At 46.9% G+C, this 25564-nt stretch carries 23 protein-coding genes, 1 pseudogene and 1 riboswitch; of the genes and pseudogenes, 22 read left to right on the forward strand and 2 right to left on the reverse strand.

All coding sequences use genetic code 11. The features are described from left to right. The first annotated feature begins 77 nt into the window (after positions 1–77). The 20 genes from DWX26_RS14610 (at position 78) to rsmI (ending at position 22781) form a co-directional block, all read left to right on the forward strand. On the forward strand, positions 78–989 hold the full coding sequence (locus DWX26_RS14610) for an ABC transporter permease (protein WP_238046142.1): 912 nt from the start codon (positions 78–80) through the stop codon (positions 987–989). A gap of 14 nt (positions 990–1003) precedes the next feature. Next, positions 1004–1891 carry a carbohydrate ABC transporter permease gene (locus DWX26_RS14615; RefSeq protein ID WP_117510684.1) on the forward strand — a complete coding sequence of 296 codons (888 nt, stop codon included), beginning with the start codon at positions 1004–1006 and terminating at the stop codon, positions 1889–1891. Positions 1892–2033: 142 nt separating this feature from the next. Next, positions 2034–3053, forward strand: a complete 1020-nt coding sequence (locus DWX26_RS14620) for a sugar kinase (protein ID WP_118601687.1) — start codon at positions 2034–2036, stop codon at positions 3051–3053. 52 nt (positions 3054–3105) lie between these two features. Further along, positions 3106–3609 carry a shikimate kinase gene (locus DWX26_RS14625; RefSeq protein ID WP_117801787.1) on the forward strand — a complete coding sequence of 168 codons (504 nt, stop codon included), beginning with the start codon at positions 3106–3108 and terminating at the stop codon, positions 3607–3609. 338 nt (positions 3610–3947) lie between these two features. Further along, entirely contained in the window at positions 3948–5237 is a 1290-nt protein-coding gene (locus DWX26_RS14630; RefSeq protein ID WP_055226306.1) for a UDP-N-acetylglucosamine 1-carboxyvinyltransferase, read from the forward strand. Between the two features lie 366 nt (positions 5238–5603). Next, a complete protein-coding gene (locus DWX26_RS14635) occupies positions 5604–7781 on the forward strand; it encodes a PTS transporter subunit IIABC (RefSeq protein WP_118601688.1) in 2178 nt (725 codons plus the stop codon). Positions 7782–7808: 27 nt separating this feature from the next. Beyond that, a complete protein-coding gene (locus DWX26_RS14640; RefSeq protein ID WP_118601689.1) occupies positions 7809–8645 on the forward strand; it encodes a PRD domain-containing protein in 837 nt (278 codons plus the stop codon). A gap of 4 nt (positions 8646–8649) precedes the next feature. Continuing rightward, positions 8650–8907, forward strand: coding sequence for an HPr family phosphocarrier protein (locus DWX26_RS14645; protein WP_117801790.1), 258 nt, complete (start codon positions 8650–8652; stop codon positions 8905–8907). Between the two features lie 23 nt (positions 8908–8930). Further along, positions 8931–10559, forward strand: coding sequence for a phosphoenolpyruvate--protein phosphotransferase (gene ptsP / locus DWX26_RS14650; protein ID WP_117510698.1), 1629 nt, complete (start codon positions 8931–8933; stop codon positions 10557–10559). Positions 10560–10977: 418 nt separating this feature from the next. Next, entirely contained in the window at positions 10978–11520 is a 543-nt protein-coding gene (locus DWX26_RS14655) for a hypothetical protein (protein ID WP_118601690.1), read from the forward strand. Positions 11521–11718: 198 nt separating this feature from the next. Then, positions 11719–12012, forward strand: a complete 294-nt coding sequence (locus tag DWX26_RS14660; protein ID WP_330423018.1) for a hypothetical protein — start codon at positions 11719–11721, stop codon at positions 12010–12012. Positions 12013–12312: 300 nt separating this feature from the next. After that, the gene (locus DWX26_RS14665) at positions 12313–14535 is read left to right on the forward strand and encodes a sensor domain-containing diguanylate cyclase (protein WP_118601691.1); all 2223 of its coding nucleotides are present in this window, start codon (positions 12313–12315) and stop codon (positions 14533–14535) included. A 192-nt stretch (positions 14536–14727) separates the two neighbouring features. Next, positions 14728–14840: riboswitch (SAM riboswitch) on the forward strand. A gap of 106 nt (positions 14841–14946) precedes the next feature. Beyond that, positions 14947–16134 carry a methionine adenosyltransferase gene (gene metK, locus DWX26_RS14670; RefSeq protein ID WP_117510700.1) on the forward strand — a complete coding sequence of 396 codons (1188 nt, stop codon included), beginning with the start codon at positions 14947–14949 and terminating at the stop codon, positions 16132–16134. Between the two features lie 175 nt (positions 16135–16309). After that, positions 16310–17803: a sensor histidine kinase gene (locus DWX26_RS14675; RefSeq protein WP_055267274.1), complete on the forward strand. Its 1494-nt coding sequence runs from the start codon at positions 16310–16312 to the stop codon at positions 17801–17803. Continuing rightward, on the forward strand, positions 17800–18489 hold the full coding sequence (locus DWX26_RS14680; RefSeq protein WP_022461272.1) for a response regulator transcription factor: 690 nt from the start codon (positions 17800–17802) through the stop codon (positions 18487–18489). The genes DWX26_RS14675 and DWX26_RS14680 overlap by 4 nt, the downstream gene beginning before the upstream one ends. A gap of 27 nt (positions 18490–18516) precedes the next feature. Further along, a complete protein-coding gene (locus DWX26_RS14685; protein ID WP_118601692.1) occupies positions 18517–19113 on the forward strand; it encodes a guanylate kinase in 597 nt (198 codons plus the stop codon). Positions 19114–19167: 54 nt separating this feature from the next. Continuing rightward, complete coding sequence (gene holB / locus DWX26_RS14690; protein ID WP_022461270.1) at positions 19168–20157, forward strand: DNA polymerase III subunit delta'; 990 nt, start codon at positions 19168–19170, stop codon at positions 20155–20157. Positions 20158–20161: 4 nt separating this feature from the next. Further along, positions 20162–21064, forward strand: coding sequence for a PSP1 domain-containing protein (locus DWX26_RS14695; RefSeq protein ID WP_055226011.1), 903 nt, complete (start codon positions 20162–20164; stop codon positions 21062–21064). Positions 21065–21232: 168 nt separating this feature from the next. Continuing rightward, positions 21233–21916, forward strand: coding sequence for a tRNA1(Val) (adenine(37)-N6)-methyltransferase (locus DWX26_RS14700; protein ID WP_055226320.1), 684 nt, complete (start codon positions 21233–21235; stop codon positions 21914–21916). A 4-nt stretch (positions 21917–21920) separates the two neighbouring features. Continuing rightward, on the forward strand, positions 21921–22781 hold the full coding sequence (gene rsmI / locus DWX26_RS14705) for a 16S rRNA (cytidine(1402)-2'-O)-methyltransferase (protein WP_117804502.1): 861 nt from the start codon (positions 21921–21923) through the stop codon (positions 22779–22781). A gap of 46 nt (positions 22782–22827) precedes the next feature. Here the strand turns inward: rsmI and DWX26_RS17775 are convergent. Beyond that, positions 22828–22971 (reverse strand): annotated as a pseudogene (locus DWX26_RS17775) (type II toxin-antitoxin system death-on-curing family toxin); the annotation flags it as partial. Next, positions 22968–23210, reverse strand: coding sequence for a type II toxin-antitoxin system Phd/YefM family antitoxin (locus tag DWX26_RS14715; RefSeq protein ID WP_117804501.1), 243 nt, complete (start codon positions 23208–23210; stop codon positions 22968–22970). The pseudogene DWX26_RS17775 and the gene DWX26_RS14715, both read right to left, overlap by 4 nt. Before the next feature lie 147 nt (positions 23211–23357). Here DWX26_RS14715 and DWX26_RS14720 point away from each other — a divergent pair, with 147 nt between their 5' ends. Next, positions 23358–23981 (forward strand): helix-turn-helix domain-containing protein, encoded by a 624-nt coding sequence (locus tag DWX26_RS14720; RefSeq protein ID WP_118601693.1) that lies wholly within the window; start codon positions 23358–23360, stop codon positions 23979–23981. Positions 23982–24094: 113 nt separating this feature from the next. Further along, positions 24095–25462, forward strand: coding sequence for an MATE family efflux transporter (locus DWX26_RS14725; protein ID WP_118601694.1), 1368 nt, complete (start codon positions 24095–24097; stop codon positions 25460–25462). Positions 25463–25564 lie beyond the last annotated feature (102 nt).

Raw genomic sequence — 25564 nt, forward strand, 5'->3', positions numbered from 1 at the left:
TATGATGTGGAGGGTGGGGTACAGGAAAACCTGTACCCCACTACTTTAAAAGAATGACATCAAAGGAGGAGCTTGCCGTGAAGAAGAAAAAAGGCCGTCTCGGGCTGTCAAATTCCTTTCACTATACGTTAATGGTTCTGCCGGGTTATATCTGGCTGTTTATGTTTTCTATCGTTCCGATGGTTGGTATTGTAATGGCATTCCAGGATTACAATCCGAGCAAAGGATGGTTCGGCTCTCCGTGGGTAGGTTTGAAATGGTTTAAATACCTGACCGTTATCCCGGATGCAAAACGGGCACTTGTCAATACTCTGATTATTGCAATCGCAAAGGTTATTCTGAATATCATCATTCCGCTGGTGTTCGCACTGCTGCTGAATGAGGTAAAGAATATGAAGTTCAAAAAGACGGTTCAGACGATCGTATATCTGCCGCACTTCGTATCCTGGGTTATCCTTGCAAACATCATCACCAATATCCTTGGCGCAAACGGAATTTTCAACACGGTCCGCAGCGCAATGGGTGCAACGGATACCGTTCTTCCGATGACCATGCCTGGCATCTTCCGTCAGTTACTGATCGGAACCGATGTATGGAAAGAGTTCGGTTACAACGCAGTTATTTATCTTGCAGCGCTGACCGGCATCAGCCCGAGCCTTTACGAGGCAGCCGCAATCGACGGCGCAAGCCGCTGGAAACGTGTATGGCACATCACCATCCCGGGACTGGTTCCGACCATCGTTCTTCTGACCACACTGGCAATGGGCAACGTTCTGAATGCAGGTTTCGACCAGGTATTCAACATGTACAACCAGCTGGTTATTGAAACTGGTGATATCATCGATACATACGTATACCGTATTGGTATTACAAACATGCAGTTCTCGCTGGCTACTGCAGCAGGTCTCTTTAAATCTGTTGTCAGCTTCGTGCTGGTTGTTACTTCTTATGTTTGTGCTTACAAGTTTGCTGATTACAAGATTTTCTAAGGAGGGCAGAAATTATGATAGAAAGCAAGAGTTTTGGCAGCAAAGCGTTTAAAGTCATAAATGCTATCATCCTGATTCTCCTGGCATTCAGCTGTTTTTATCCGTTATGGTATACGTTCTGCGTATCTATTTCTTCAAAAGCAGCCGCTGAGGGTGGTCTTGTAACGATTTACCCGATCGGATCAAACGTAAAATCCTACAGCCTGATTATGGGTGATTCCGCATTCTGGAATTCCTTCTGGATTTCCATCAAGCGAGTTGTGATTGGAACCATATGGACCATGGTTGTCCTGATTATGATGTCCTATCCGCTGGCAAAGAGCAAAACAGAGTACAAACCGAGAAATGTCCTGATGTGGATCCTGGTATTCTGTATGCTGTTCAATGGTGGTACCATTCCGTGGTTCATCACCGTTAAAAATTATGGTATGATCGATACGATGGCAGCACTGGTTCTGGCTGGTTCTGTTCCGGTATTCAACGTACTCCTGATGATGAACTTCTTCCGCGGCATCCCGGGAGACCTCGAGGAGGCAGCCCGTGTAGACGGCGCCGGCCCGTGGCGTATCCTGTGGCAGATTGTAGTTCCGTGTTCCAAACCGGTTATCGCAACCATCGTCCTGTTTACATCCGTTGGTTACTGGAACGAGTATTTCCAGGGCCTGGTATTAATGAACAAAGAGACGAACTATCCGTTACAGACCTACATCCGTCAGATCTCCGTTCAGATCCCGGTAGGCGTAACCCTGACTGCAGAGCAGTATCAGCAGTTAGCACAGAACTCCAACAAATCACTGGAGGCAGCAAAGGTATTTATCGCCCTTGTTCCTATGCTGATTGTATATCCGTTCCTGCAGAAATACTTCGTAACCGGTATTACACTGGGAGCAGTAAAAGAATAAGAGAAAACGCAGAAAAAGCGGCTTCTGAATCGAAACAGGAAGCCGCTTTTTTGCGCTTTTTTTCTTGCGTCCGGGGAGAAAACAGCGTAAGATAAAAAGGTATTGAGGTGAAAAACAAAATGTTTCTGGAGGGGATTTTATCATGAAAATACTTACATTCGGAGAACTGATGCTGCGTTTAAAAACACCGGAGCATCTGAAAATACTGCAGGCAGATACCTTTGAAGCCAGTTACGGCGGCGCGGAGGCGAACGTCGCGGTTTCTCTGGCAACACTCGGGAACGATGTTTCCTACGTGACAAAAGTGCCGGAGCACCAGGTCGGACAGGCGGCCATCAATGAAATCCGCCGGTTCGGTGTGGATACGACCCGTGTTCTGCGGGGCGGCGGCCGCGTCGGTATTTACTATTTTGAAAAGGGAACCAACATCCGACCGACGAGCGTGGTTTATGACCGCGCCTACAGCGCGATCGCGATGGCAGAAGCGGAGGAGTTTGACTGGGAAAAACTGCTCGAGGGCGTGGATCTCTTTTATTTCTCCGGTATCACGCCGGCCATCAGCTGCGAGATCGAAAAGACGCTGGAGATCGCTCTTATGCTCTGCAAAGAGAAAAAAATTCAGGTGGTATGTGATCTCAACTACCGCGGAAAAATGTGGTCAGCAAAGGACGCACAGCGCGTCATGCGCCGTCTGATGTCTTACGTGGATGTCTGCATTGCAAATGATGAGGACTTTGAATCATCGCTTGGCATTCCGGCGTATGATGGAGATATGTCGCGCGGCATTGAACAGATCGAGTCTTACAAAGAGGGCATGCTGGAAATTCAGAAACAGTTCCCGAACTGTAAAGCAGTTGCGAGCGTGCTGCGCAATCTCTACACCGTGGAGGACGGCGACTGGATGGGAATTTACCTGAAAGACGGAAAATTCTATGAGAGCCCGGTTCACAAAGTACACAGCTTTGAGGCAGTCGGAGCCGGTGATGCGTTTGGTGCAGGACTGATTCACGCGATGGCGCATGATTTTGCGCCGCAGAGAATCATCGATTTTGCGATTTCTGCAAGCGTCTTAAAGCTGATGATTCAGCACGATGCCAACGTGGTCAGCGAAAAAGAGATTGAGCAGATCATGAAGCAGGGCGGAACAAATCTGCAGAGATAGAGGAAACAAAAAGATTCCGAGAGTACATACAGGACAGCAGGAGGAATAAAACTTGAAGAAACGGAATATTATATTAATAGGAATGCCGGGAGCCGGCAAAAGCAGCGTTGGAGTTATCCTTGCAAAGGCTTTGGGGTATGAGTTTATTGATACGGATCTTGTGATTCAGCATCGGGAGAAACGTCTTCTGCGCGAGATTATTGCAGATGAGGGAAATGAAGGCTTTCTTGCGATTGAGAATGAGGTCAATGCGACTCTGGAAGCCGATGAAAGCGTCATTGCACCGGGCGGCAGCGCCATTTACGGAAAAGAGGCGATGGAGCATTTTAAAGAGATTGGAATAATCGTTTACCTGAAGCTGTCGTATGAGGATCTGGCAAAGCGTCTTGGAAACCTGAAGGGACGCGGCGTTGTGCTGAAAGAGGGTCAGACGCTCAAAGATCTTTACGATGAGAGAAGTAAACTGTATGAACAGTATGCCGAGATTACGGTCGATGAGAGCGGAAAGGATATCCAGGGCACGATTCTGGCACTTCGCGAGCAGATTGGCATGTAAGAAGGAACGGGTGGAATATTCGGAGAATTTTCAAAAACATAATATTACGTAATAATAAGGAAAATGTTCTGAAAGTTAGAAATTACATATAACGTTTCTCTGAATATTCCTGACCGGAAACGGTGGAAAAAAACGGAAATAGTACGGAATATATTAAAATTGATTTACAAAATATTAGATTTGAGTTAAGATAAGGGGAGACTGAAAAATCACTGCGGGGAGCAGTGCGTTTCAGTGAGTCCGGAGTGTGTAAAAAAAACAGCAGAACAGACTTTGAATCGTTATTTCGGATAAAACACACTCATTAAGTTATGAAAAAGAAAATTTGAGGTGAATATATGGAACAGTATGTCATCAGAGGTGGAAATCCTCTTGTGGGCGAAGTGGAAATCGGGGGAGCAAAAAACGCGGCGCTTGCAATTCTTACGGCAGCAACGATGACCGACGAAACGGTTCTGATCGAAAATCTGCCGGATGTCAGCGATATTAATGTACTTCTGGAAGCAATTGCAGAGATCGGAGCCACTGTGGACCGCATCGACCGTCATACCGTGCGGATCAATGCATCGACTATCGGAGATCTGAGCGTTGATTATGAATATATCAAAAAAATCCGTGCGTCTTATTATCTTTTAGGCGCGCTGCTTGGAAAATACAAAAGAGCGGAAGTTCCGCTTCCGGGCGGATGTAACATTGGAAGCCGTCCGATCGACCAGCATTTAAAGGGATTCCGCGCACTCGGTGCTGAGGTAAGCATCCGTCATGGCGCAATCGTGGCAAGTGCGGCAGATCTGCATGGAAGCCACATTTTCCTGGATATGGTTTCCGTTGGAGCCACCATCAACATCATGATGGCAGCTTCGATGGCAAGAGGAAATACAACGATTGAGAATGCAGCGAAAGAGCCGCACGTTGTCGATGTGGCGAACTTCCTGAACAGCATGGGAGCAAACATCAAAGGAGCAGGAACCGACGTGATTCGGATCAAGGGTGTCGATACCCTGCACGGAACCAGCTATGCGGTCGTACCGGATATGATCGAGGCAGGTACGTATATGTTTGCAGCAGCAGCTACAAAGGGCGATGTGCTGATTAAAAACGTGATTCCAAAGCATCTGGAAGCAACAACCGCAAAGCTCGAGGAGATTGGCTGCGACGTAGAAGAGTTTGACGATTCCATCCGTGTGAGCGCAAGCAAACGTCTGGGCAGAACACACGTAAAGACACAGCCGTATCCGGGTTACCCGACCGATATGCAGCCGCAGATTGCGGTTACACTGGCACTGGCAAACGGTACGAGTATTGTAACAGAGAGTATTTTTGAAAATCGTTTTAAATATGCGGATGAGCTGGCACGTATGGGCGCCTGTATTAAAGTAGAAGGCAACACGGCGATCATCGACGGCGTAGAGAAATTTACCGGAGCAGAGGTTTCCGCACCGGATCTTCGCGCCGGAGCAGCACTTGTTATTGCAGGTCTTGCAGCAGAGGGTGTTACCGTGGTGGATGATATTGTATACATTCTGCGCGGATACGAGGACTTCGACGGAAAGCTCCGTGGACTCGGCGCTGAAATTGAGCGTGTGAATAATGCAAAGGACATCCAGAAATTCCGGTTAAGAGCGTAAAAACAGTATAAAACAAATGTTGACAAAAAGGACGGTGCAATAAAAGGTACCGTTCTTTTATTTTATTTTACCTTATTGCGAAGAAATTGGCTTAAATTTTACTACTATTATTGTGAATTATTTTTATCTTTCAAATAATAAGAACTGACTTGACAAAAGAGATTTATCTGTGCTATATTCAACTACAGTTGTAGTGTGTAACTCGATTTTTGGAGGCATTAACTATACATAACAGGAATTGTTTATGTGGGTTAGTGTCTCTTTTTTGTGCTCTGTTTTAGAAAAAAGAGTACAGACCGGCTAAAAAGATGCAAAACCGCAGAAACTTTTCTTGTAAAAAGTATAAACTACACAAGGAGTAAAAAAATGAAGGACAAAATTTTTAGTGTTCTGCAGCGAGTGGGAAGAAGCTTTATGCTCCCGATCGCAATCCTTCCGGTAGCCGGACTTTTGCTGGGAATCGGAAGCTCATTTACCAATGCAACCACGATTGAAACGTACGGGCTGACAAGCTTGCTCGGCAACGGCACAATTCTTCATGCACTGCTGGTGATCATGAACAAAGTAGGAAGTGCAGTGTTTGATAACCTGCCGCTGATTTTTGCGGTAGGTGTTGCAATTGGTATGGCAAAGAAGGAAAAAGAGGTTTCTGCCCTGTCAGCCGTTATTGCGTATTTTGTTATGAATACAGCGATTAACGCAATGCTGACCATTACGGGTCAGATTCTGGAAAACGGAGAAATTGCAGAATCCGTTCTGGAAGGAACCATCACTTCTGTCTGCGGTATTCAGTCACTGCAGATGGGTGTGTTTGGCGGTATTATTGTCGGTCTTGGAGTTGCTGCACTTCATAATCGTTTTTACCGGATCCAGCTTCCGAATGCACTTTCTTTCTTTGGAGGTACTCGTTTTGTACCGATTATTTCTACGATCGTCTATATGTTTGTGGGAATTATAATGTATTTTGTATGGCCGGTTGTACAGAACGGCATTTATGCGCTGGGTGGCCTGGTAACCGGCTCCGGTTATGTCGGAACGCTGATTTTCGGTCTGATTAAGCGAGCACTGATTCCATTTGGTCTGCATCACGTATTCTATATGCCGTTCTGGCAGACAGCAGTCGGAGGTACCATGGAAGTGGCAGGACAGATGGTGCAGGGCGGACAGAATATTTTCTTCGCACAGCTTGCGGATTCTGCGAATGTCGCACATTTCAGTGCAGATGCAACGAGATATTTCTCCGGAGAATTTATTTTTATGATTTTCGGACTTCCGGGAGCGGCACTTGCCATGTACCATTGTGCGAAACCGGAGAAGAAAAAAGCAGCAGGCGGTTTGCTTCTTTCCGCAGCACTTGCGTGTATGGCAACCGGTATCACAGAACCGTTGGAATTCTCGTTCCTGTTTGTTGCACCGGCGTTGTTTGTCGTGCAGGTTATTCTTGCGGGAACAGCTTATATGATCGCACACATCCTGAATATCGCAGTAGGTCTTACCTTTTCCGGCGGACTTCTGGACTTCTTCCTGTTCGGTATTTTGCAGGGAAATGAAAAGACAAGCTGGATGAGGGTGATTCCGGTCGGCATTCTTTATTTCTTCCTGTACTATTTTATCTTCAAATTCATGATTAAAAAGTTTGATTTTAAGACACCGGGTCGTGAGGATGATGATGTAGAAACCAAGCTTTATACGAAAGCAGATGTAAATGCAAGAAAAGAGGCGCAAAACGATGGGGTGGCATCGGAAGATGCCATGAGTGAAGCGATCACAAAAGGTCTTGGCGGAAAGAAAAATATTTCGGATGTGGACTGCTGTGCAACAAGACTGCGCTGTACGGTTCACGATGCGGCGAAAGTCAGCGATAGTATTTTAAAGACGACAGGAGCATCTGGTGTTGTGCATAAAGGAAATGGCGTACAGGTTATTTACGGACCAAATGTAACTGTGATAAAATCAAATTTAGAGGATTATCTGGAAAAAGCTCCGAATACGTATGCGGAAGCAGAAAATGCAGAAGCAGAAAATGCACCAGCCCAAAAAGAGGCGGAGCCAGCGCAGGAAACAAAAGAACAGAAGGTTGTGGATACGATTACTGTCTGCAGTCCGATGAGCGGACTGGCTGCCGATCTTTCTACTGCGCCGGACGAAGCATTTGCGGAAAAGATGATGGGAGACGGCGCTGTTGTAACACCGGAAGATCCTTATGTGCGTGCTCCGGAGGACGGAGAAGTTGCGTTTGTTTTTGACACAAAACATGCAATTGGATTTGTAACCGATTCCGGGGTCAGCCTTCTGATTCATGTCGGAATTGATACAGTAAAACTGAACGGAGAGGGATTTGAGGCACTGGTAGAAAGCGGTCAGACCGTGAAAAAAGGTGATCCGATGCTGAAGCTGGATCTGGAATATCTGAAAACACATGCGCCGTCGGTTACGTCACCGGTTCTTTGCACAGAGCTGGAGGAGAACCAGAGAATCCGTCTTTTGACAGACGGACCGGTAAAAGCAGGAGATCCTTTATTTGCGATTGAGATTCTCGCGTAAGCTGTGCCTTAAAAACGGGTGAGAAGAATGTACAGGATAGCAAAAACACTGAACCACAATTCATTTATTGGTGTGGAAGAAGGAAATAACCGGGAATATCTGGTCATGGGGAAAGGAATTGCATTTGGGAAAAAAACGGGACAGCGTGTACAGCCGGGAGACGATACCCGCATTTATTCCCTGACGGAGATGACGGAGAGAGGAAATGCCAGAACCATTGTACAGGGCGTTTCTCCGCTCAGCCTGGAGCTGGCGAGTGCCGTGCTTGACGAGGCAGAAAAGGAATTTGGAAAAATTGACCGTTCCATCGTCTTTCCAATGGCAGATCATCTGGATTTTGCTGTCCGGCGGATTCAGAACGGTGAGCAGATCAGCAATCCGCTCACCGACGATATCCGTGTGATGTTTTACAAAGAGTATAAAGTTGCTTCCTGTATCAGGGAGCTTTTAAAAGAACGGCTTCAGATCGAAATTGATGAACATGAAATCGGCTATCTTGCACTTCATGTTCATTCGGCAATTGTGGAGGAAAATGTTTCACAGGCCATGGAAGTGGCAAGAGCAGTCCGGGAGAGCATTTCTTTGGTGGAGCATATCACCGGGCATACCATCGATGTGATGTCGTTGTCGTATAACCGTATGATGAACCATATCCGCTATATGGTTGCAAGAGCGGTCAGTGGGGAAAAACTGAAAGTAAATATGAATGACTACATGTCCGTAAAGTTTCCGAAAGCCTTTCAGGCGGCGAAACGAATCTGTGAGGAGATGGAAAAGAGGCTGAAACTTCCGATGGAGGAGATCGAAATTGGATATCTCGCTATGCACATAGAACGGATTATGGACAGAGAAGAAGGAGAATAAAAGCATGAAATCATTTGAATATACCATTAAAGATGAACTGGGAATCCACGCAAGACCGGCAGGAATGCTGGTAAAGGAGGCAAAAAATTTTGCATCGGAATGCACCATCACAAAAGATGGGAAAACGAAAAAACTGACTCAGCTGATGATGCTGATGTCACTTGGTGTAAAGCAGGGAGATACCGTAACCGTTGCAGCAAACGGAGAGGACGAAGATGCAGCGATTGAGACGCTGAAAGCGTTTTTCGAAGCAAATCTGTAAAAAGTACGCTCGGAGGATAAAAAATGCAGTATTTTCAGGGGAAATCCGTATATAAAGGAATTGTTATGGGACCGGTTGCGGTTCTGAAGAAAAATGATTACCAGGTTAAAAGAGCCCGGATTGAAGATCCGGAAGCAGAAGTAAAACGTGTGAAAGAAGCCGTGGAGGTTTCGAAAAAACAGCTTGGCAGACTGTATGACAAGGCAGTCCGGGAAGTTGGAGAGGCAAGTGCGGCGATCTTTGAAGTCCATCAGATGATGCTGGAGGATGAGGACTATCTGGAATCAATGGAGAACATGATCCGGACAGAACTGGTAAATGCAGAATATGCAGCGGCAGCAACCGGCGATAATTTTGCAGAGATGTTTGCAGCTATGGATGATGAATATATGAAGGCTCGTTCCGCAGATGTAAAAGATATTTCCGAACGTCTGGTCCGCAATTTAAGCGGCGAGGGAGATAACGACCTGAGTTCTATGGAACCATCTGTTATAGTGGCAGACGATTTAAGTCCGAGTGAAACTGTACAGATGGACAAAGAAAAAATACTTGCGTTTGTGACTGTGCATGGATCTACCAATTCTCATACTGCGATTCTTGCGCGAATGATGAATATTCCGGCATTAATCGGCGTCCCGATGGATTTAAATGGTCTGAAAACAGGCATGACGGCCGTTGTAGACGGTTTTTCAGGTCAGGTTATCTTTGAGCCGGAGGAGGATGTGCGGAAGGAAACCGAAAAAAGAATGCAGGAAGAAGCAGAAAAACAGAAGCTTCTTGAGGAGTTGAAAGGAAAAGAAAATATTACGCCGGATGGCCGTAAGATCAACATCTATGCAAATATCGGCAGTGTTGGTGACCTTGGCTATGTGATGGAAAATGACGCCGGTGGAATTGGACTTTTCCGAAGCGAATTCCTCTATCTTGGAAGAAATGATTTCCCAACGGAGGAAGAACAGTTTCAGGCATATAAACAGGCCGTGCAGACCATGGCAGGCAAAAAAGTGATTATCCGTACGCTGGATATCGGGGCAGATAAGCAGGTAGAATACTTTAATCTTGGAAAAGAAGAAAATCCGGCGCTTGGGTACCGTGCAATCCGGATTTGTCTGAAACAGCCGGAAATTTTTAAAGCGCAGCTTCGCGCATTGTTCCGCGCAGCCGTTTACGGAAACCTTTCTGTCATGTATCCGATGATCACATCAACAGAAGAGGTAGAAAAAATCTACGCAATTGTTGCAGAGGTAGAGGAAGAGCTGAAAGCACAGGAAGTGCAGTATAAAATTCCGGAGCAGGGCATTATGATCGAGACACCGGCAGCCGTGATGATCAGCGACCGTCTGGCGGAAATGGTGGATTTCTTCAGCATCGGAACGAATGACCTGACGCAGTATACCCTGGCGATTGATCGTCAGAATGAGCAGCTGGATGATTTCTACAATCCACACCATGAAGCCGTTCTTCGGATGATTCGCATGGTGGTGGAAAATGCACACAAATGCGGAAAATGGGCAGGAATCTGCGGGGAGCTCGGTGCAGATCTGACATTGACGGAGCAGTTTGTACGAATGGGAGTGGATGAGCTTTCTGTTGCTCCGTCCATGATTCTGAAGCTGCGGAAGATTGTCCGCGAGATGAAAGCAGAAGAGTAGAAGAAAAGATACAGCAGATAAGAAAAGAAACCATAGAGCGGATTTTCGGTACAGCTAAAGAACAGCATGGATTTTGATATACGCAGTATGTAGGAACAGCATGGATGGAAGTCAACTACCCATGACCTTTAGGTCGTGGGTAGTTGACTGGAAACACCATTATTTCCTTGATTACCTTACCTATACGAGTGAGTATATGAAAAATTACACATTTTAAAAAATTTAATTTTCAGCAAGTTAAATAAAATTTTCGGAACTTTATTGTGAAACGCTATATATTGTAAAAAAATAACAGGCATGTTACAATAGTTTCAAGAAAATAACAAAAATTTAAAATAATAGAGGTGTTTCCCATGAACTAATTTAGAAATGATAAGTTGAAGCAAAGATTTAGGATAGATAATAAGGAGGCACTATTATGAAAATAAGACATGCCACAGCTTTATTACCATTGATTCTTTTGGTTGGTTGCGCATTAAATGGAGAAAATCAAATCAGAAAACTAGATTTGAAAGGACTTTGTACAAAAGAACAGATTTTTCAGTATGAAGATTTTAGTTGGGGAATGGATACAGAAGAAACTTTTAATCAAAGTTCTTTAAAATTTGATGAGAAAGATTTGGGACAGACCCAAGATAGCGCAAAAACATATACAAGTGAAGAGGAACTTTCTCTTGACAATGCAAAAGCGAACATGAATCTGGAATTTTCCAATGATCAATTAAATCAAGTGTCATTTACTTTCTATCTTGAGAAAGATGCGAAAGAATGGATTCAAAAAGAAGTCGATGAACTGAATTCTTTATATGGAGACGTAGAGACAACTGGATTAGATAACCAGACTTACCAGTGGAGTGGGGAACAGAATACCGTTCTACAAATGGTGGTTTTTTCAAAAAATGATGAAAAGGCTACTGTTATTTTGAGTGTAGCATCATTTGAATATTCCATTGGATCATAGTGTAAGTTTCCCTCCCTAGGAGCCTGTGAAAAAAAGCATAAATTTAATTTCTTAAAAGAGTTGTATACGAATGTAGAATGATGTATAGTATTTGCGAGAGGCACCTTCTTTCGTAAATGTTGCAATGTTTGTTTAGGCACTTTCATTATACAACACGAACGATTTAAGGTGTCTTTCTTTTTATGCAAAATCACGAACTTGCTCACTTATAGTACAAAAGATAAACCGATCATCTTCGCATTCCACGGATATCCGACTCTGATCCACGAGCTGACCTATGAGCGTCACAACCACAACATGTCCGTTCACGGCTATCAGGAGGAGGGTACCATTACAACTCCATTCGATATGCGTGTACAGAACAAGATTGACCGTTTCAAGGGTGCTCACCTGATCCAGAAGATGAACGACAAACTCATCGAGCACAAACAGTACATCGCTGAGTACGGTCAAGACCTCGAAGAGATCCGCAACTGGGAGTGGCATAAATAAGATCTGCTGATCTTTCCATGACCTTGAAATCTTTCATAACAAAAATAAGGAGGCGTTTCTGCAATCCGAAAGGAGAGCGGGGACGCCTTCTTTTTTGCACTTTTTGTCAGAAATGCTCAAATTTATAATGTTTTATTTTAATAAAAAATAAAATTTATACAAATAATTGTAATGAAATAAGGAAAATTTTAAGAAAGTATGGTATAGTATGAGTACTAATGAAAATTTTTGCGCATTCCCGGGACGGAAGAAGGGAAGGAAAAAGAGATTTGAAAAAATGGAAGAGAAAAGGGCTATGAGATGAAGAAAAGCAGATTTACAGACCGGACAAAATGGAAGATCATCATCGTTCTGATGGTTGGAATGGTCGTTGTGGCACTGTTTCTGCAGGCAGGGATTCTGATGTACGTCAACAGTAAAAATTTGGACAAGACGTCACAGATGCTGCTGGATCAGTCGATCAGCATTATTGAGAAAAATCAGAAGAATGAGATAGATCTGATCAGGTCGATGAAGGAAGATTATGTTATCCGTGCGCGGGCAGTGTCGTACATTCTGGAGTCGAGGCTGGAAGCGGAAAATGATACGGAGGAGCTGCAGAAAATCGCGTCGCTGATGTCGATTGACGAAATTTATCTGTTTGATGCGACGGGAAAAATTTACAGCGGAACAAAACCGGAGTACTATGGATACAGCTTTGACTCCGGCGAGCAGATGGAGTACTTTAAGCCGATGCTGGAGAATAAGGGTCTTACGATGTGCCAGGATATCACGCCGAACACCTCGGAGGGAAGGAGCATGATGTATGCGATCACCTGGAACAGCACAGGAGATAAGATGATTCAGGTCGGAATCGAACCAGTGCGGCTTCTGGCGGAGATCAAACAGAATGATGTATCGACCGTAGTGAGCAATATGCCGATGTATCAGGGCATGAATCTTTACGTGGCAGATCTCGATACCCATGAAATCCTGGGTGCAACGGATGAGAATACGATCGGAAAGAAGCTGGAAGCCATCGGTATGCCGCGGGCGTACCTCGGCGGAACAAAGATGGTGAGCGGAATTGTAAAAATCCACGGAGAGAAATACAACTGCGTTTTTGAACCGTTGGGAGAATACCTGGTTGGTGTTACCTTTGCGGTATCTGCGGATAATGAGAGCAACCTGATTGCGATTCTGATGGTTGCGCTGTATCTGTGCATTGCGTGTGCAATCCTGCTGTATCTGGTTTCGCGGGTTCTGAAAGCAAACCGGGAGAAAAAAGAGCAGTACGGTATTCTGGCGTCGATGGCAGAGATTTATTATCGGATGTATCTGGTAAATCTGGAACAGGATTCCGTCATTGCCTATTCCGACCAGACGGAGGAACAGGAGACCGGAAAGATTTACCGGAATGCGGATCAGAGAATGCATGAGATTATGGCGGAGACCGTCATTGAGGCGTACCAGGAGCAGGCGGATCAGTTCGTAGATCTGCACACGGTTGCGGAGCGCATGAAGGGAAAGAAAATTATCTCCGGAGAGTTTGTAGGAAAGGATTTTGGCTGGTTCCGTGCATCGTTTGTTACGATCCGGGCAGACATCAATGAGAAGCCGGTGAAGGCAATTTTCACGATTCAGAGCATTGAAAATGAGAAGAAGAAAGAAGAGATGCTTATCGAGACATCGAATACGGATGAACTGACGGGATGTCTGAACCGCAGAGCATATGAGAAGGATATCCGCGGGCTGCGGCCATCGACGGAGTTTGTCTATGTTTCCATGGATGTCAACGGACTGAAAATTGTGAACGACAGTCTTGGCCATGCGGCGGGAGATGAACTGCTGCGCGGGGCATCGTACTGCATCCGGAAGTCGTTTGATGACTATGGAAAGGTTTACCGGATCGGCGGCGATGAGTTTGTCGCGATTCTCTTTATAAATTCACAGTGGATGCAGGAAATCCGTCACGAGTTTGTGGAAACGGTGGAGTCCTGGAAGGGTGAGCGGATCGATTCCATGACGATTTCGTACGGTATTGTCTCAAGCCGTGAGAAAGAGTGGGAGTCCGTACACGAGATAGCGCATGCAGCGGATATCCGCATGTATGAGAAAAAGGCGATGTATTACAGCCGGAACGGCGTGGACCGGAGAGGACAGCCGGCCGCGTATATTGCGCTCTGCAAGCTGTATCCGAAGGTGCTGAAAATCAATCTGAACAAGGACAGCTACCGGATCCTGAGCTGGGAACCGCCGAAGACGGAGGACGGAGCACCGACGAGTCTGTCATCCTGGCTGGAGCATCTGTCTGCGGCTGACCGGATTGTACCGGAGGACAAAGACGAGTATCTTGCAAAAACAGATCTCGATGCGATCCGCCGGCGGTTTGATGAAACCAAGGCTGCGCAGACAATCACATATCACTGCGAGCAGGATGGAAAAGCGCGGACGGTGACGATTGAAATTGTGCCGACGGATGAATACACGCCGGAAAACAGGACGGGATTCCTTTACATTAAAGAACACGAAAAAGAAACATGATTTTTTGCTGCCCCGGGGCTTCGGAAATCCGCCAGAAGCTCCGGGGCAGTGTATTTTCCGGGATTTTGGCGGTTTGAGTCCGACACTTCTAAGAAAATGTCTCAATTCCTTTCATTTCCTCTTGACGAATGACGTATTTTGCGATAGTGTATCAGAGGAACAAAAAACAAAATCAAAAATTCAGTTGCTTTTCTCTTATTCAGAGTGGTGGAGATACATAGGATCTGTGAAACCACGGCAACCCCCAGACAGAATGCTCTGTACGGGAAGGTGCCAGCCTGAGCGAAACTTTCGAACAATAAGGGGATTTGAACATTACTATTCAGGTCCGCTTCGCTTGCGGATCTTTTTTATTGTTCAGAGATCTTATAGAAGATCAAAAGAGAAGAGAAGAAAAAAAGGAGAACGAGAATGGAAAAAAGACTGTTTACTTCTGAGTCTGTAACCGAAGGACATCCGGACAAAATCTGTGATGCCATTTCTGACGCGATTCTGGATGCGCTGCTTGAGCAGGATCCGATGAGCCGTGTAGCTTGCGAAACCTGTACTACAACAGGATACGTTATGGTAATGGGTGAGATTACATCCAACGCACACATTGATTTCCAGCAGGTTGTACGTGATACCGTTCGCGAAATCGGCTACGACCGTGCAAAATACGGATTTGACGCAGATACCTGCGCTGTTGTAACTGCAATTGACAAACAGTCCACCGATATCGCTATGGGTGTAGACAAAGCGCTCGAAGCAAAAGAGAACAATATGAGCGATGAGGAGATCGATGCCATTGGAGCAGGAGATCAGGGAATGATGTTCGGATTCGCAACCAACGAGACCGAAGAGTACATGCCATACCCGATCTACATGGCACACAAACTGGCTCGTCAGCTGACCAAAGTCCGCAAAGACGGTACTTTAAGTTACCTGCGTCCGGACGGAAAAACACAGGTAACCGTAGAGTACGATGAGAACGGCAAACCGTTCCGTCTTGATGCGGTTGTTCTTTCCACTCAGCATGATCCGGAAGTATCCCAGGAGCAGATTCATGAGGATATCAAAAAATACGTATTCGACGAAATCATTCCGGCAGACATGGTAGATGAGCACACCAAGTTCTTCATCAACCCGACCGGCCGTTTTGTAATCGGCGGACCTCACGGAGATTCCGGCCTCACCGGACGTAAGATCATCGTAGACACCTACGGCGGATACGCTCGTCACGGCGGCGGAGCTTTCTCCGGAAAAGACTGTACAAAGGTAGACCGTTCTGCAGCTTATGCAGCACGTTACGTAGCAAAGAATATCGTAGCAGCAGGTCTTGCCGACAAATGCGAGGTCCAGCTTTCCTACGCAATCGGTGTCGCTCATCCGACCTCTATCATGATCGACAGCTACGGCACAGGAAAACTGTCCGACAACAAACTGACCGATATCGTTCGTGAGAACTTCGACCTTCGTCCGGCTGGAATTATCAAAATGCTGGATCTGCGCCGTCCGATCTACAAACAGACTTCCGCTTACGGCCACTTCGGAAGAAACGATCTGGATCTGCCGTGGGAGAAACTGGATAAAGTAGAAGACCTGAAGAAATACCTCTAATTTCAGGCTTTTCTGTTTATAGAAAGTTTAGAAAGATTCATCTAAGTTAATGAAAAATCCTCAGGCGTTGTGCTATAATAAATTTAGACTGCGTACTGGGGATTTTTTGTGCGCAAAAGTACGAAATATGTGTTGGAAAACAGGTGGATCTTATATGGAAAAAAAGAAGAAAAGCATGAAATTAAGGACGAGAGTAATCATTTCTTTTTTCATCATCATACTGGTTCCGATCGTGATGTGTGCCTTGACGTTTTACTTTTTTGTAGGGTATAAAGCAAAGATTATCGGTGAAAAATACGGTCTTGCGAACGCAACATACCGGACGATTTCGAACAACACCCTGCTGCTGAATGCGATGACATCAGAAGAGTACGACGAAGTAGAGGATACCGCGAAATCGGATACGGCAAAGCTGGAAGAAACGAATTATCTCTCTGTTCTGAATGCAAGACTGCAGAAAAAACAGTCGTTTATCGCGGTGCGCGAGGATGGTGTTATCATTTACAATGGCTCGGAGGAGCTGTCGTCGGAGGAGCTGGAAAATGAGCTGCCGAAATACGGTGACCCGGGGGCCAATTTGAAGGGCGGCGTTTATTTCCGCAATGAAAAACAGTGGATGGTCAAACAGGTGGACTATGAGAACTCGGACGGAAAAGAATGCAGTGCGTTTATCGTCACCAAGACAGACCAGATTGCGCCGCAGATTACGGGCATGGTAAAAGAGCTAGGCATCGTGATTGTGCTGATTCTGGTGCTCACCAGTCTGGGCCTGAGCTTCTGGATTTACCGCGGTGTGATCGGACCGCTCGAGCAGCTGAAAAAGGCGACACAGAATATCAAAGACGGAAATCTGGATTTCACTGTTGAACCGTGCGGCGTGGCGGAGATTAATGACCTCTGCGAGGACTTTGAGGAGATGCGTATCCGGCTGAAAGAGACGGCGGAGGAAAAAGTCGAGTTTGACAAAGAGAATAAAGAGCTGATCAGTAACATTTCGCATGATCTGAAAACACCGATTACCGCGGTCAAGGGTTATGTCGAGGGAATCATGGACGGTGTGGCAAATACGCCGGAGAAGATGGACCGCTACATCCGCACCATTTACAACAAAGCGAATGAGATGGACCGTCTGATCAATGAGCTGACGTTTTATTCCAAGATTGACACGAACCGCATTCCGTATACGTTTTCCAAGATTCACATTGCGGATTATTTTGATGACTGCGTGGAGGAACTGAATCTGGAGCTTGACGCGCAGCATGTGGATCTGACATACTTTAATTATCTCGAGGACGACCCGGTCGTCATCGCGGATGCGGAGCAGATCAAGCGTGTCATCAATAACATTGTAAGCAATTCCATCAAATATATGGACAAGAGCCATAAGGTCATCAACATCCGTCTGCGTGATGTCGGAGATTTTGTGCAGGTGGAGATTGAGGACAACGGAAAGGGAATTGCGACGAAGGATCTGACGAAGATTTTCGACCGTTTCTACCGTACCGACGCGTCCCGCAACAGCACGAGAGGCGGCAGCGGAATTGGTCTTTCCATCGTGAAGAAGATTCTTGAAGACCACGGCGGAAAAGTGTGGGCCACCAGCAAAGAAGGGGTGGGAACCACGATGTACTTTGTATTAAGAAAATATCAGGAGGTACCTGTTTCATGAGTAAAATACTGATTGTTGAGGATGAGGAATCCATTGCAGATCTGGAGAAAGATTATCTCGAGCTTTCGGGCTTTGAGGTGGAGATTGAAAACCAGGGAGACACCGGTCTTGTACGGGCGGTCAAAGAGGATTTTGATCTGTTGATTCTGGATCTGATGCTGCCGGAGGTGGATGGCTTTGAGATCTGCCGTGAGGTGCGTGAGAAGAAAGATATTCCGATTATCATGGTTTCGGCAAAGAAGGATGATATCGACAAAATCCGCGGACTCGGTCTTGGTGCGGATGATTATATGACGAAGCCATTTTCTCCGAGTGAGCTGGTTGCGCGCGTGAAAGCGCATCTGGCACGGTACGACCGTCTGGTCGGAAACGGCAAGAAAGAGAATGATGTTGTGGAGATCCGCGGCATCAAGATTGACAAGACGGCACGACGCGTGTGGGTGAACGGAGAGGAGAAGCAGTTTACAACGAAAGAGTTCGATCTGCTGACCTTCCTTGCGGAGAATCCGAACCGCGTTTTCACGAAAGAAGAGCTGTTCCGTGAGATCTGGGATATGGAGTCCATCGGAGATATTGCGACGGTTACGGTGCATATCAAGAAGATCCGTGAAAAAATAGAGTTTAATACGGCAAAGCCGCAGTATATCGAGACGATCTGGGGCGTTGGATATCGGTTTAAGGCATAAAGAATCTGTGTTTCGGGGAGAGATAAAATGGGAAAAATTTACTATCTGATGGGAAAAAGTGCGTCAGGGAAAGATCATATTTATGAGCATCTGATCCAGGAGACGGCGCTGGATTTAAAACCGTTTGTCCTGTATACAACACGGCCGATCCGGAGCGGGGAGCAGGACGGAAGAGAGTATTTCTTTGTGGATGAAAAACGGCTTTCGGAACTGCGGGAGGCCGGAAAGATTATCGAGGAGCGCATGTATTCGACGGTGCAGGGGCCGTGGTATTATTTTACGGCGGATGACGGGCAGATTGATCTTGCGAAGCATGATTATCTCGGAATCGGGACACTGGAATCGTATCTGAAATTAGAGGCATACTTCGGGGAGCAGGCGATGGTTCCGCTGTATGTCGAGGTGGACGATGGGCTGCGGCTTTCGCGGGCACTGGAACGGGAAAGAAAACAGACAGAGCCGAAATACGCGGAGATGTGCCGGAGATTCCTGGCGGACTGTGAGGATTTTACGGAGGAGAAAATTGCGGAAGCTGGAATTGTCCGCAGATTTTCCAATAATTCTACGCCGGAAGACTGTTTTTCCGAAATTCAGAATTTTGTGGAACAACAGAAAAAGTTGTGATATACTTAATGCAGTATTAGTAAGAAATACAAAAGAACTCCAGGGGGTGATTTTATGCAGGGTTTTCAGAAGGTTGTAGGACATCAGGAAATCATAACGCATTTACAGAATGCCATTTCGATGAATAAAGTATCTCATGCTTATCTTTTTGGCGGAGAGAGTGGATCGGGAAAGAAAATGATGGCTTCACTGTTTGCGATGACGCTTCAGTGCGAGAAGCACGGGGTCGAGCCCTGTATGGAATGCCCGTCCTGTAAAAAGGCACAGAGCCAGAATCATCCGGATATCATTTATGTGAAGCATGAAAAGCCGAACACCATCAGCATCGATGAAATCCGCGAGCAGCTCATTAACGATGTGATGATCAAGCCGTACAGCAGTCCGTACAAGATTTATATCATCGACGAGGCGCAGAAGCTGACACTTCAGGCGCAGAACGCGCTGCTGAAGACGATCGAGGAGCCGCCGGCCTACGCAGTTGTCATGCTTCTGGCAGACAACCCGGATGCGCTGCTTCCGACGATTTCGTCACGCTGCGTGCAGTTAAATTTAAAACCAGTGGGAGACCAGCTTGTGAAAGATTATCTGATGAACGAAATGCATGTGCCGGATTACCAGGCAGAGGTTGATGCGTCCCTGGCGCAGGGAAATATCGGAAAAGCAGAGCGGATTGCCCGTTCTCCGGAATACGAGGAGACGCTGGAAAGTGCACTCCGCATGGCAAAGTACGCCGACAGTATGCCGCTGTATGAAATCGTGGAGACGATCAAAAAACTGACGGCCGAAAAAGACAATATTGATGATTATTTCGATATCTTTTCTTTATGGTTCCGCGATGTTCTGCTCTTTAAGGCGACAAAAGAGGTCGATTCCCTTGTGTTCAAGCAGGAGCTGAATGGAATTCGTGAGAGAGCAAATAAGAGCTCATACGAAGGCCTGGAGAAGATTATAGAGGCGATTCAGAAGGCGAGAGCCCGCCTGAACGCGAATGTTAATTTTGATTTAACCATGGAGCTTATGTTCCTGACAATGAAGGAAAACTGATAACATGATAACAATTATAGGAGTACGTTTTCGAAACGTAGGAAAAGTATATTATTTCTCGCCGAGAGAGCTGGACATCTGCGTGGGCGACCACGTTATCGTTGAGACGGCGCGCGGCGTAGAGTATGGTTTCGTTGTGCTGGGGCCAAAAGAAGTTGACGATTCCAAGGTGATCCAGCCGTTGAAAGAAGTCATCCGCATTGCAACGCCGAAGGATGATGCGCGGGAGGAGAGCAACCGCAAGAAAGAAAAAGAAGCGTTTGAAATCTGCCAGAAGAAGATCCGGGCGCACAACCTGGAGATGAAGCTGATCGATGCAGAGTATACGTTTGACAATAACAAGATGCTGTTTTACTTTACCGCCGACGGAAGAATTGATTTCCGTGAGCTGGTAAAGGATCTGGCGGCTGTCTTTAAGACGAGAATCGAGCTTCGCCAGATCGGTGTCCGCGATGAGACAAAGATCCTCGGCGGAATCGGCATCTGCGGCAGACCGCTTTGCTGCCATACGTATCTGTCCGAGTTTGCACCGGTTTCGATCAAGATGGCAAAAGAGCAGAACCTGTCCCTGAACCCGACGAAGATTTCGGGTGTCTGCGGACGACTGATGTGTTGCCTGAAAAACGAGCAGGAAACCTATGAATACCTGAACCGCAAGCTGCCGGGTGTCGGCGATATCGTAACGCTGCCGGACGGCATGAAAGGTGAGGTTTCCGGTGTGAATGTGCTTCGTCAGCTCGTAAAAGTGCTGGTGGATGTGAACGATGAGAAGGAAATGCGGGAGTGCCCGGTGGAAGAGCTCAAGTTCAAGCCGAAGCATAAGAAGGAAAAAGGCAAAGAGAAGAAAAAAGACAGAAACAGCTCCGGGGAGCAGGCTTCTTCGGAAGAGGCAAAACAGCCGGAATAAGATTGATTTGGAATGCATTTTGAAAAAGTAAGCGCCGGGTAAAACTGACGCTTCTTTTTGTGTGATGCGGCGCTGGGCAGTCAGCAGGAGGAGGGATTTTCATTGGATAGAAAAGAAGAATTTTTGAAGCCGGGTGAGCGGCTCGATGATCTGCAGAACGGTTACTGGATGATACAAAATCCATCCCTTTTCTGCTATGGCATTGACGCGGTGCTGCTGGCATCCTACGCGAAGGTGAAGCGCGGGGAGCGGGCGATGGATTTCTGCACGGGATCGGGAATTGTGCCGATTCTGCTGAAGGCGAAGACAAACGGAGAGCATTTTTCCGGGCTGGAAATTCAGGAGTACAGTGCCGAGATGGCACAGCGGAGTGTGCGGTACAATCATCTGGAAAATGATGTTGAGATTTTCCAGGGAGATGTGAAGACGGCATCGCAGCAGTTTGGAAAAGAAGTGTTTGATGTGGTAACGTGCAATCCGCCGTACATGACGGGGCAGCACGGGCTGACGAATGCGCTTGAGGCGAAGACGATTGCGCGGCATGAGGTGCTGTGCTCGTTTGATGATATTGCGAAAGAGGCATCGGCGGTTTTAAAGACGAAAGGACGGTTCTATCTGGTGCACCGGCCGTTCCGGCTGGCGGAGATTTTTTCGACGCTGAAAAAATATCATCTGGAACCAAAAAGGATGCAGCTCGTTTATCCGTTTGTGGACAAGGAGCCGAACATGGTGCTGATCGAGGCGATGAAAGGCGGGAATCCGAGAATTACCGTGGAGAAACCGCTGATTGTGTATGAGACGCCGGGCGTGTATACAAAGGACATCCGGGAATTATATGGAGACGGGAGATAAGAACATGGCAGGAAAATTATATTTGTGTGCAACACCAATTGGAAATCTGGAGGACATGACCTTCCGTGCAATCCGCATTCTGCAGGAGGTCGATCTGATCGCGGCGGAGGATACGAGAAACAGCATTAAGCTGCTGAACCATTTTGAGATTCATACGCCGATGACGAGTTACCATGAATACAACAAATACGACAAGGGCCGCGAGCTGGTGCAGAAGCTGCTGGCGGGAACAAATATCGCGCTGATCACGGATGCCGGAACACCGGGAATTTCTGATCCGGGTGAGGAGCTGGTGAAGATGGCGTACGAGGCAGGCATCGAAGTGACAAGCCTGCCGGGCGCATGCGCGTGTGTGACGGCACTGACACTGTCGGGACTTTCGACGAGAAGATTTGTCTTCGAAGCATTTCTTCCGCCGGATAAAAAAGAACATAAACTGGCGCTGGAACGGCTGAAAAACGAGACGCGGACGATGATCGTATACGAGGCGCCGCATCATCTGCTGAAAACGCTGCGGGAGCTGCTGGAGACGCTTGGCAACCGGCGGCTGACACTCTGCCGGGAACTGACCAAGAAACACGAGACGGCATGGCAGACCACGATTGAAGATGCCATCACTCGCTACGAACAGGAAGATCCGAAAGGGGAATGCGTGCTTGTGATTGAAGGCCGAAGCCAGAAAGAAATCGAGGACGAGGCGAAGGCAGCGTTTGAGGAGATTTCGATTGAAGATCATATGAAACGGTATGAAGATCAGGGGATTGCAAGAAAAGAAGCGATGAAACTCGTGGCGAAGGATCGCGGGGTGACGAAGAGGGATATTTATCAGTATCTGCTGGGGAAAGAATCATACAATGATTTTTGATCAGGCCATAGCCCAGTCTTGCGGCTTTTGCCTGCAGGGTGGGGTACAAGTCTTCTCCGCCGAAGGACTGGAAAGGCGTTTCGAGAGCGGAGTCCAGCAGATTGTAATCTCTGACTCCGTCGCTTCCGCCAGTTTGCTGAATCAACTGAGTATGCAGCATGAGAATTTGCTTTTTACTCAGTCTTTTCATTTAGCAAGTACCTCGTATGCTTCTTTGTTTTGTTCCATCAGGCGTTTTGAGATGTTTAACACATCCTCTTCGGATGCAGTGGTTTCCTGCTCGGCTTTGCTGAAGTCGATGACAAGATATCTTGGAATGTTATTTTTCAGAATCACAGCAGAACCGTATTCGTCTACCAGGCGGGCGACTTTGGAAAAATTCTGGTTTGCTTCGGAAATGGAAATTAAAGTTTTTGTGTCGATAGTCATTTTGGGTACCTCCTTAAGACTTTTTTCTATAGTATATATAAATCTTAGGATAAATACAACCTAATTTGCCGTGTTATTTTTTGTTGCTTGCCGCAACGCCAGTTTTTGTCGTATGATAGGCCCATCAAATACGCGGAGGACACAGTTATGCTGAGTGATAACATCAAAATACTGCGAAAGAAAAAAGGATATTCCCAGGAAACGCTGGCGGAGCAGCTGCATGTGGTGCGGCAGACGATTTCGAAATGGGAGAAAGGGATTTCGGTTCCGGATGCGGTGATGCTGGATCGGATGGCGGAGCTGTTTGAGGTGCCGGTGAGCGTGCTGCTGGGCGGCGGGCTGGAAGTAGAGGAGGAGCAGCCTTCGGAACTGAATGAGATTGCACAGCAGCTTGCGGTCTTAAATGATCAGCTGGTGCAGCAGGCAGTGCGGAGACGGAAAGTGATCCGGTATGCGTTTGTTGGTGTGTTTGCGGCGATCTTTGTTCTGATTGGAGCGGCGATCGGACTTCGGGTGTACACGGGATCACAGCTGCGGGATGAAGCGTCGCTTCGCACGGTTCGTTATGAATGCACGCTCGACGGGGAATCATATGTATATGAAGCTTCCTATAACAGCCAGTATCAGATCCTGTACGAGGGCGGCGATGCCTGGATTTCGAACCATGTGCGGCCGGAGCAGTACGAGGATGTGAATGTGCTGTCGGCGCAGATGCAGGATTACTTCGAAGAAAAAGGCGGAACATGCACGATCATTGACGAAAATCCGTAAAAGTTTTGTATTATTGTATTTTTTTATGGTTTTGGGTATTTTATCTGCCCGGTAATTCCTCTCTTCTGATATAATGGTAACAATGCATTATACTTAGAGGGAGGAATTTTTTTATGTCACAGACACAAACCCGGCGGAGTTCTCAGGTGGATCTGCTTCATGGCCCAATCCTGAAATCTCTGCTGCTTTTTGCCCTGCCGATTATGGCGTCCCGCGTGTTTCAGCAGATTTACAACACGATGGATACGCTGATCGTCGGCTATACACTCGGCGACTCGTCGATTGCGGCGATGGGTGCCTGCTCGTCGATTTATGAGATGATGACCGGATTTACCTTCGGCGTCGGAAACGGTCTTGCAATCGTCACGGCGCGCTGCTTTGGACGGCAGGAGACAGACCGGATGAAAAAATCGGTTGCATCCTGTATCGTCATCGGCGTTGCCGTTACGCTGGTTGTCACGATTCTGGCAACGATCTTCATGCATCCGCTGCTGCGCCTGCTGAAAACACCGGCGAAGATTCTTGAGGAATCCTACAGTTACATTTCGATTCTCTCGATTTTCCTGTTCGTCATGTTCGCCTACAACCTGTGCTCCGGTCTGCTGCGGGCGATCGGAAACAGCTTCATGCCGCTCGTGTTCCTGATCTTTTCATCGCTGGTAAACATCGTGCTCGATCTGCTGTTTATCCGCACCTTTGGCATGGGCGTCCGCGGTGCCGCGATTGCAACCGTCATTGCACAGGGGATTTCCGTGGTGCTCTGCCTGATTTATATTGTTACGAAAGCGAAAATTCTGTTGCCGGAAAAACGCCACTTTGAGCCGGACCGCGGACTGTACGCGGATCTGCTGGCACAGGGATTTTCAATGGGATTCATGAGCAGCATCATTTACGTTGGTTCGATCGTTCTGCAGCCGGGCATCAACAGTCTTGGATATGAAACAATTGCGGGACATACCGCTGCGAGAAAGCTGTTTTCGTTCTCCATGATGCCGCTTTCTTCGATGGCGCAGGCCGTCAACACCTACGTTGCACAGAATCGCGGTGCGGATAACCGGGAGCGCGTACACAAAGGCATCCGCTATGCCTACTTATTCTGCTTCAGCGTTACCATCGCTTTGATTATCTGTGTCACACCGTTTGCGCCAACCCTGGTACACCTGATCTCCGGCTCCTCCGACCCGACCGTCCTCGGAAACGGCGCCCGCTACCTCCGCGTAGCCATCCCGTTCTTCTTCGCGCTCGGCCTCGTCAACTGCAGCCGCCTTGCACTGCAGGCACTCGGAGAAAAGATTCTGCCGCTGCTGTCGAGCTTTATTGAGCTTTTTGGAAAGATTATCTTCGCAATGGTATTCATCCCGCGTTACCATTACAGCGCCGTAATCTGGTGCGAACCGATTATCTGGTGCTTCATGGCTGCGGAGCTTGTGATTTCACTGTATCGAAATCCTTATATGAGAAAAGGGAAAGCGGGAAATTGATTTTTAAATGAAAAAGTGCCGGGCAATACACGAAGAAATATATAGTCTATTTTGTTCACTGGATAGGGTATAACAGGATCCTGTTCGAATCATGGAAAATAT

The sequence above is a fragment of the Blautia sp. AF19-1 genome (assembly GCF_003479155.1).
GTDB lineage: Bacteria > Bacillota > Clostridia > Lachnospirales > Lachnospiraceae > Fusicatenibacter > Fusicatenibacter saccharivorans.

Coding starts and splice junctions, on each gene's coding strand:
- DWX26_RS14655 (WP_118601690.1), top strand. CDS start 10,978: ATGAAAATAAGACATGCCACAGCTTTATTACCATTGATTCTTTTGGTT.
- DWX26_RS14665 (WP_118601691.1), top strand. CDS start 12,313: ATGAAGAAAAGCAGATTTACAGACCGGACAAAATGGAAGATCATCATC.
- DWX26_RS14715 (WP_117804501.1), bottom strand. CDS start 23,210: ATGACTATCGACACAAAAACTTTAATTTCCATTTCCGAAGCAAACCAG.
- DWX26_RS14630 (WP_055226306.1), top strand. CDS start 3,948: ATGGAACAGTATGTCATCAGAGGTGGAAATCCTCTTGTGGGCGAAGTG.
- DWX26_RS14695 (WP_055226011.1), top strand. CDS start 20,162: ATGATAACAATTATAGGAGTACGTTTTCGAAACGTAGGAAAAGTATAT.
- DWX26_RS14725 (WP_118601694.1), top strand. CDS start 24,095: ATGTCACAGACACAAACCCGGCGGAGTTCTCAGGTGGATCTGCTTCAT.
- DWX26_RS14645 (WP_117801790.1), top strand. CDS start 8,650: ATGAAATCATTTGAATATACCATTAAAGATGAACTGGGAATCCACGCA.
- DWX26_RS14675 (WP_055267274.1), top strand. CDS start 16,310: ATGAAATTAAGGACGAGAGTAATCATTTCTTTTTTCATCATCATACTG.
- DWX26_RS14615 (WP_117510684.1), top strand. CDS start 1,004: ATGATAGAAAGCAAGAGTTTTGGCAGCAAAGCGTTTAAAGTCATAAAT.
- ptsP (WP_117510698.1), top strand. CDS start 8,931: ATGCAGTATTTTCAGGGGAAATCCGTATATAAAGGAATTGTTATGGGA.
- DWX26_RS14685 (WP_118601692.1), top strand. CDS start 18,517: ATGGGAAAAATTTACTATCTGATGGGAAAAAGTGCGTCAGGGAAAGAT.
- DWX26_RS14620 (WP_118601687.1), top strand. CDS start 2,034: ATGAAAATACTTACATTCGGAGAACTGATGCTGCGTTTAAAAACACCG.
- DWX26_RS14700 (WP_055226320.1), top strand. CDS start 21,233: ATGATACAAAATCCATCCCTTTTCTGCTATGGCATTGACGCGGTGCTG.
- rsmI (WP_117804502.1), top strand. CDS start 21,921: ATGGCAGGAAAATTATATTTGTGTGCAACACCAATTGGAAATCTGGAG.
- metK (WP_117510700.1), top strand. CDS start 14,947: ATGGAAAAAAGACTGTTTACTTCTGAGTCTGTAACCGAAGGACATCCG.
- DWX26_RS14635 (WP_118601688.1), top strand. CDS start 5,604: ATGAAGGACAAAATTTTTAGTGTTCTGCAGCGAGTGGGAAGAAGCTTT.
- holB (WP_022461270.1), top strand. CDS start 19,168: ATGCAGGGTTTTCAGAAGGTTGTAGGACATCAGGAAATCATAACGCAT.
- DWX26_RS14640 (WP_118601689.1), top strand. CDS start 7,809: ATGTACAGGATAGCAAAAACACTGAACCACAATTCATTTATTGGTGTG.
- DWX26_RS14720 (WP_118601693.1), top strand. CDS start 23,358: ATGCTGAGTGATAACATCAAAATACTGCGAAAGAAAAAAGGATATTCC.
- DWX26_RS14680 (WP_022461272.1), top strand. CDS start 17,800: ATGAGTAAAATACTGATTGTTGAGGATGAGGAATCCATTGCAGATCTG.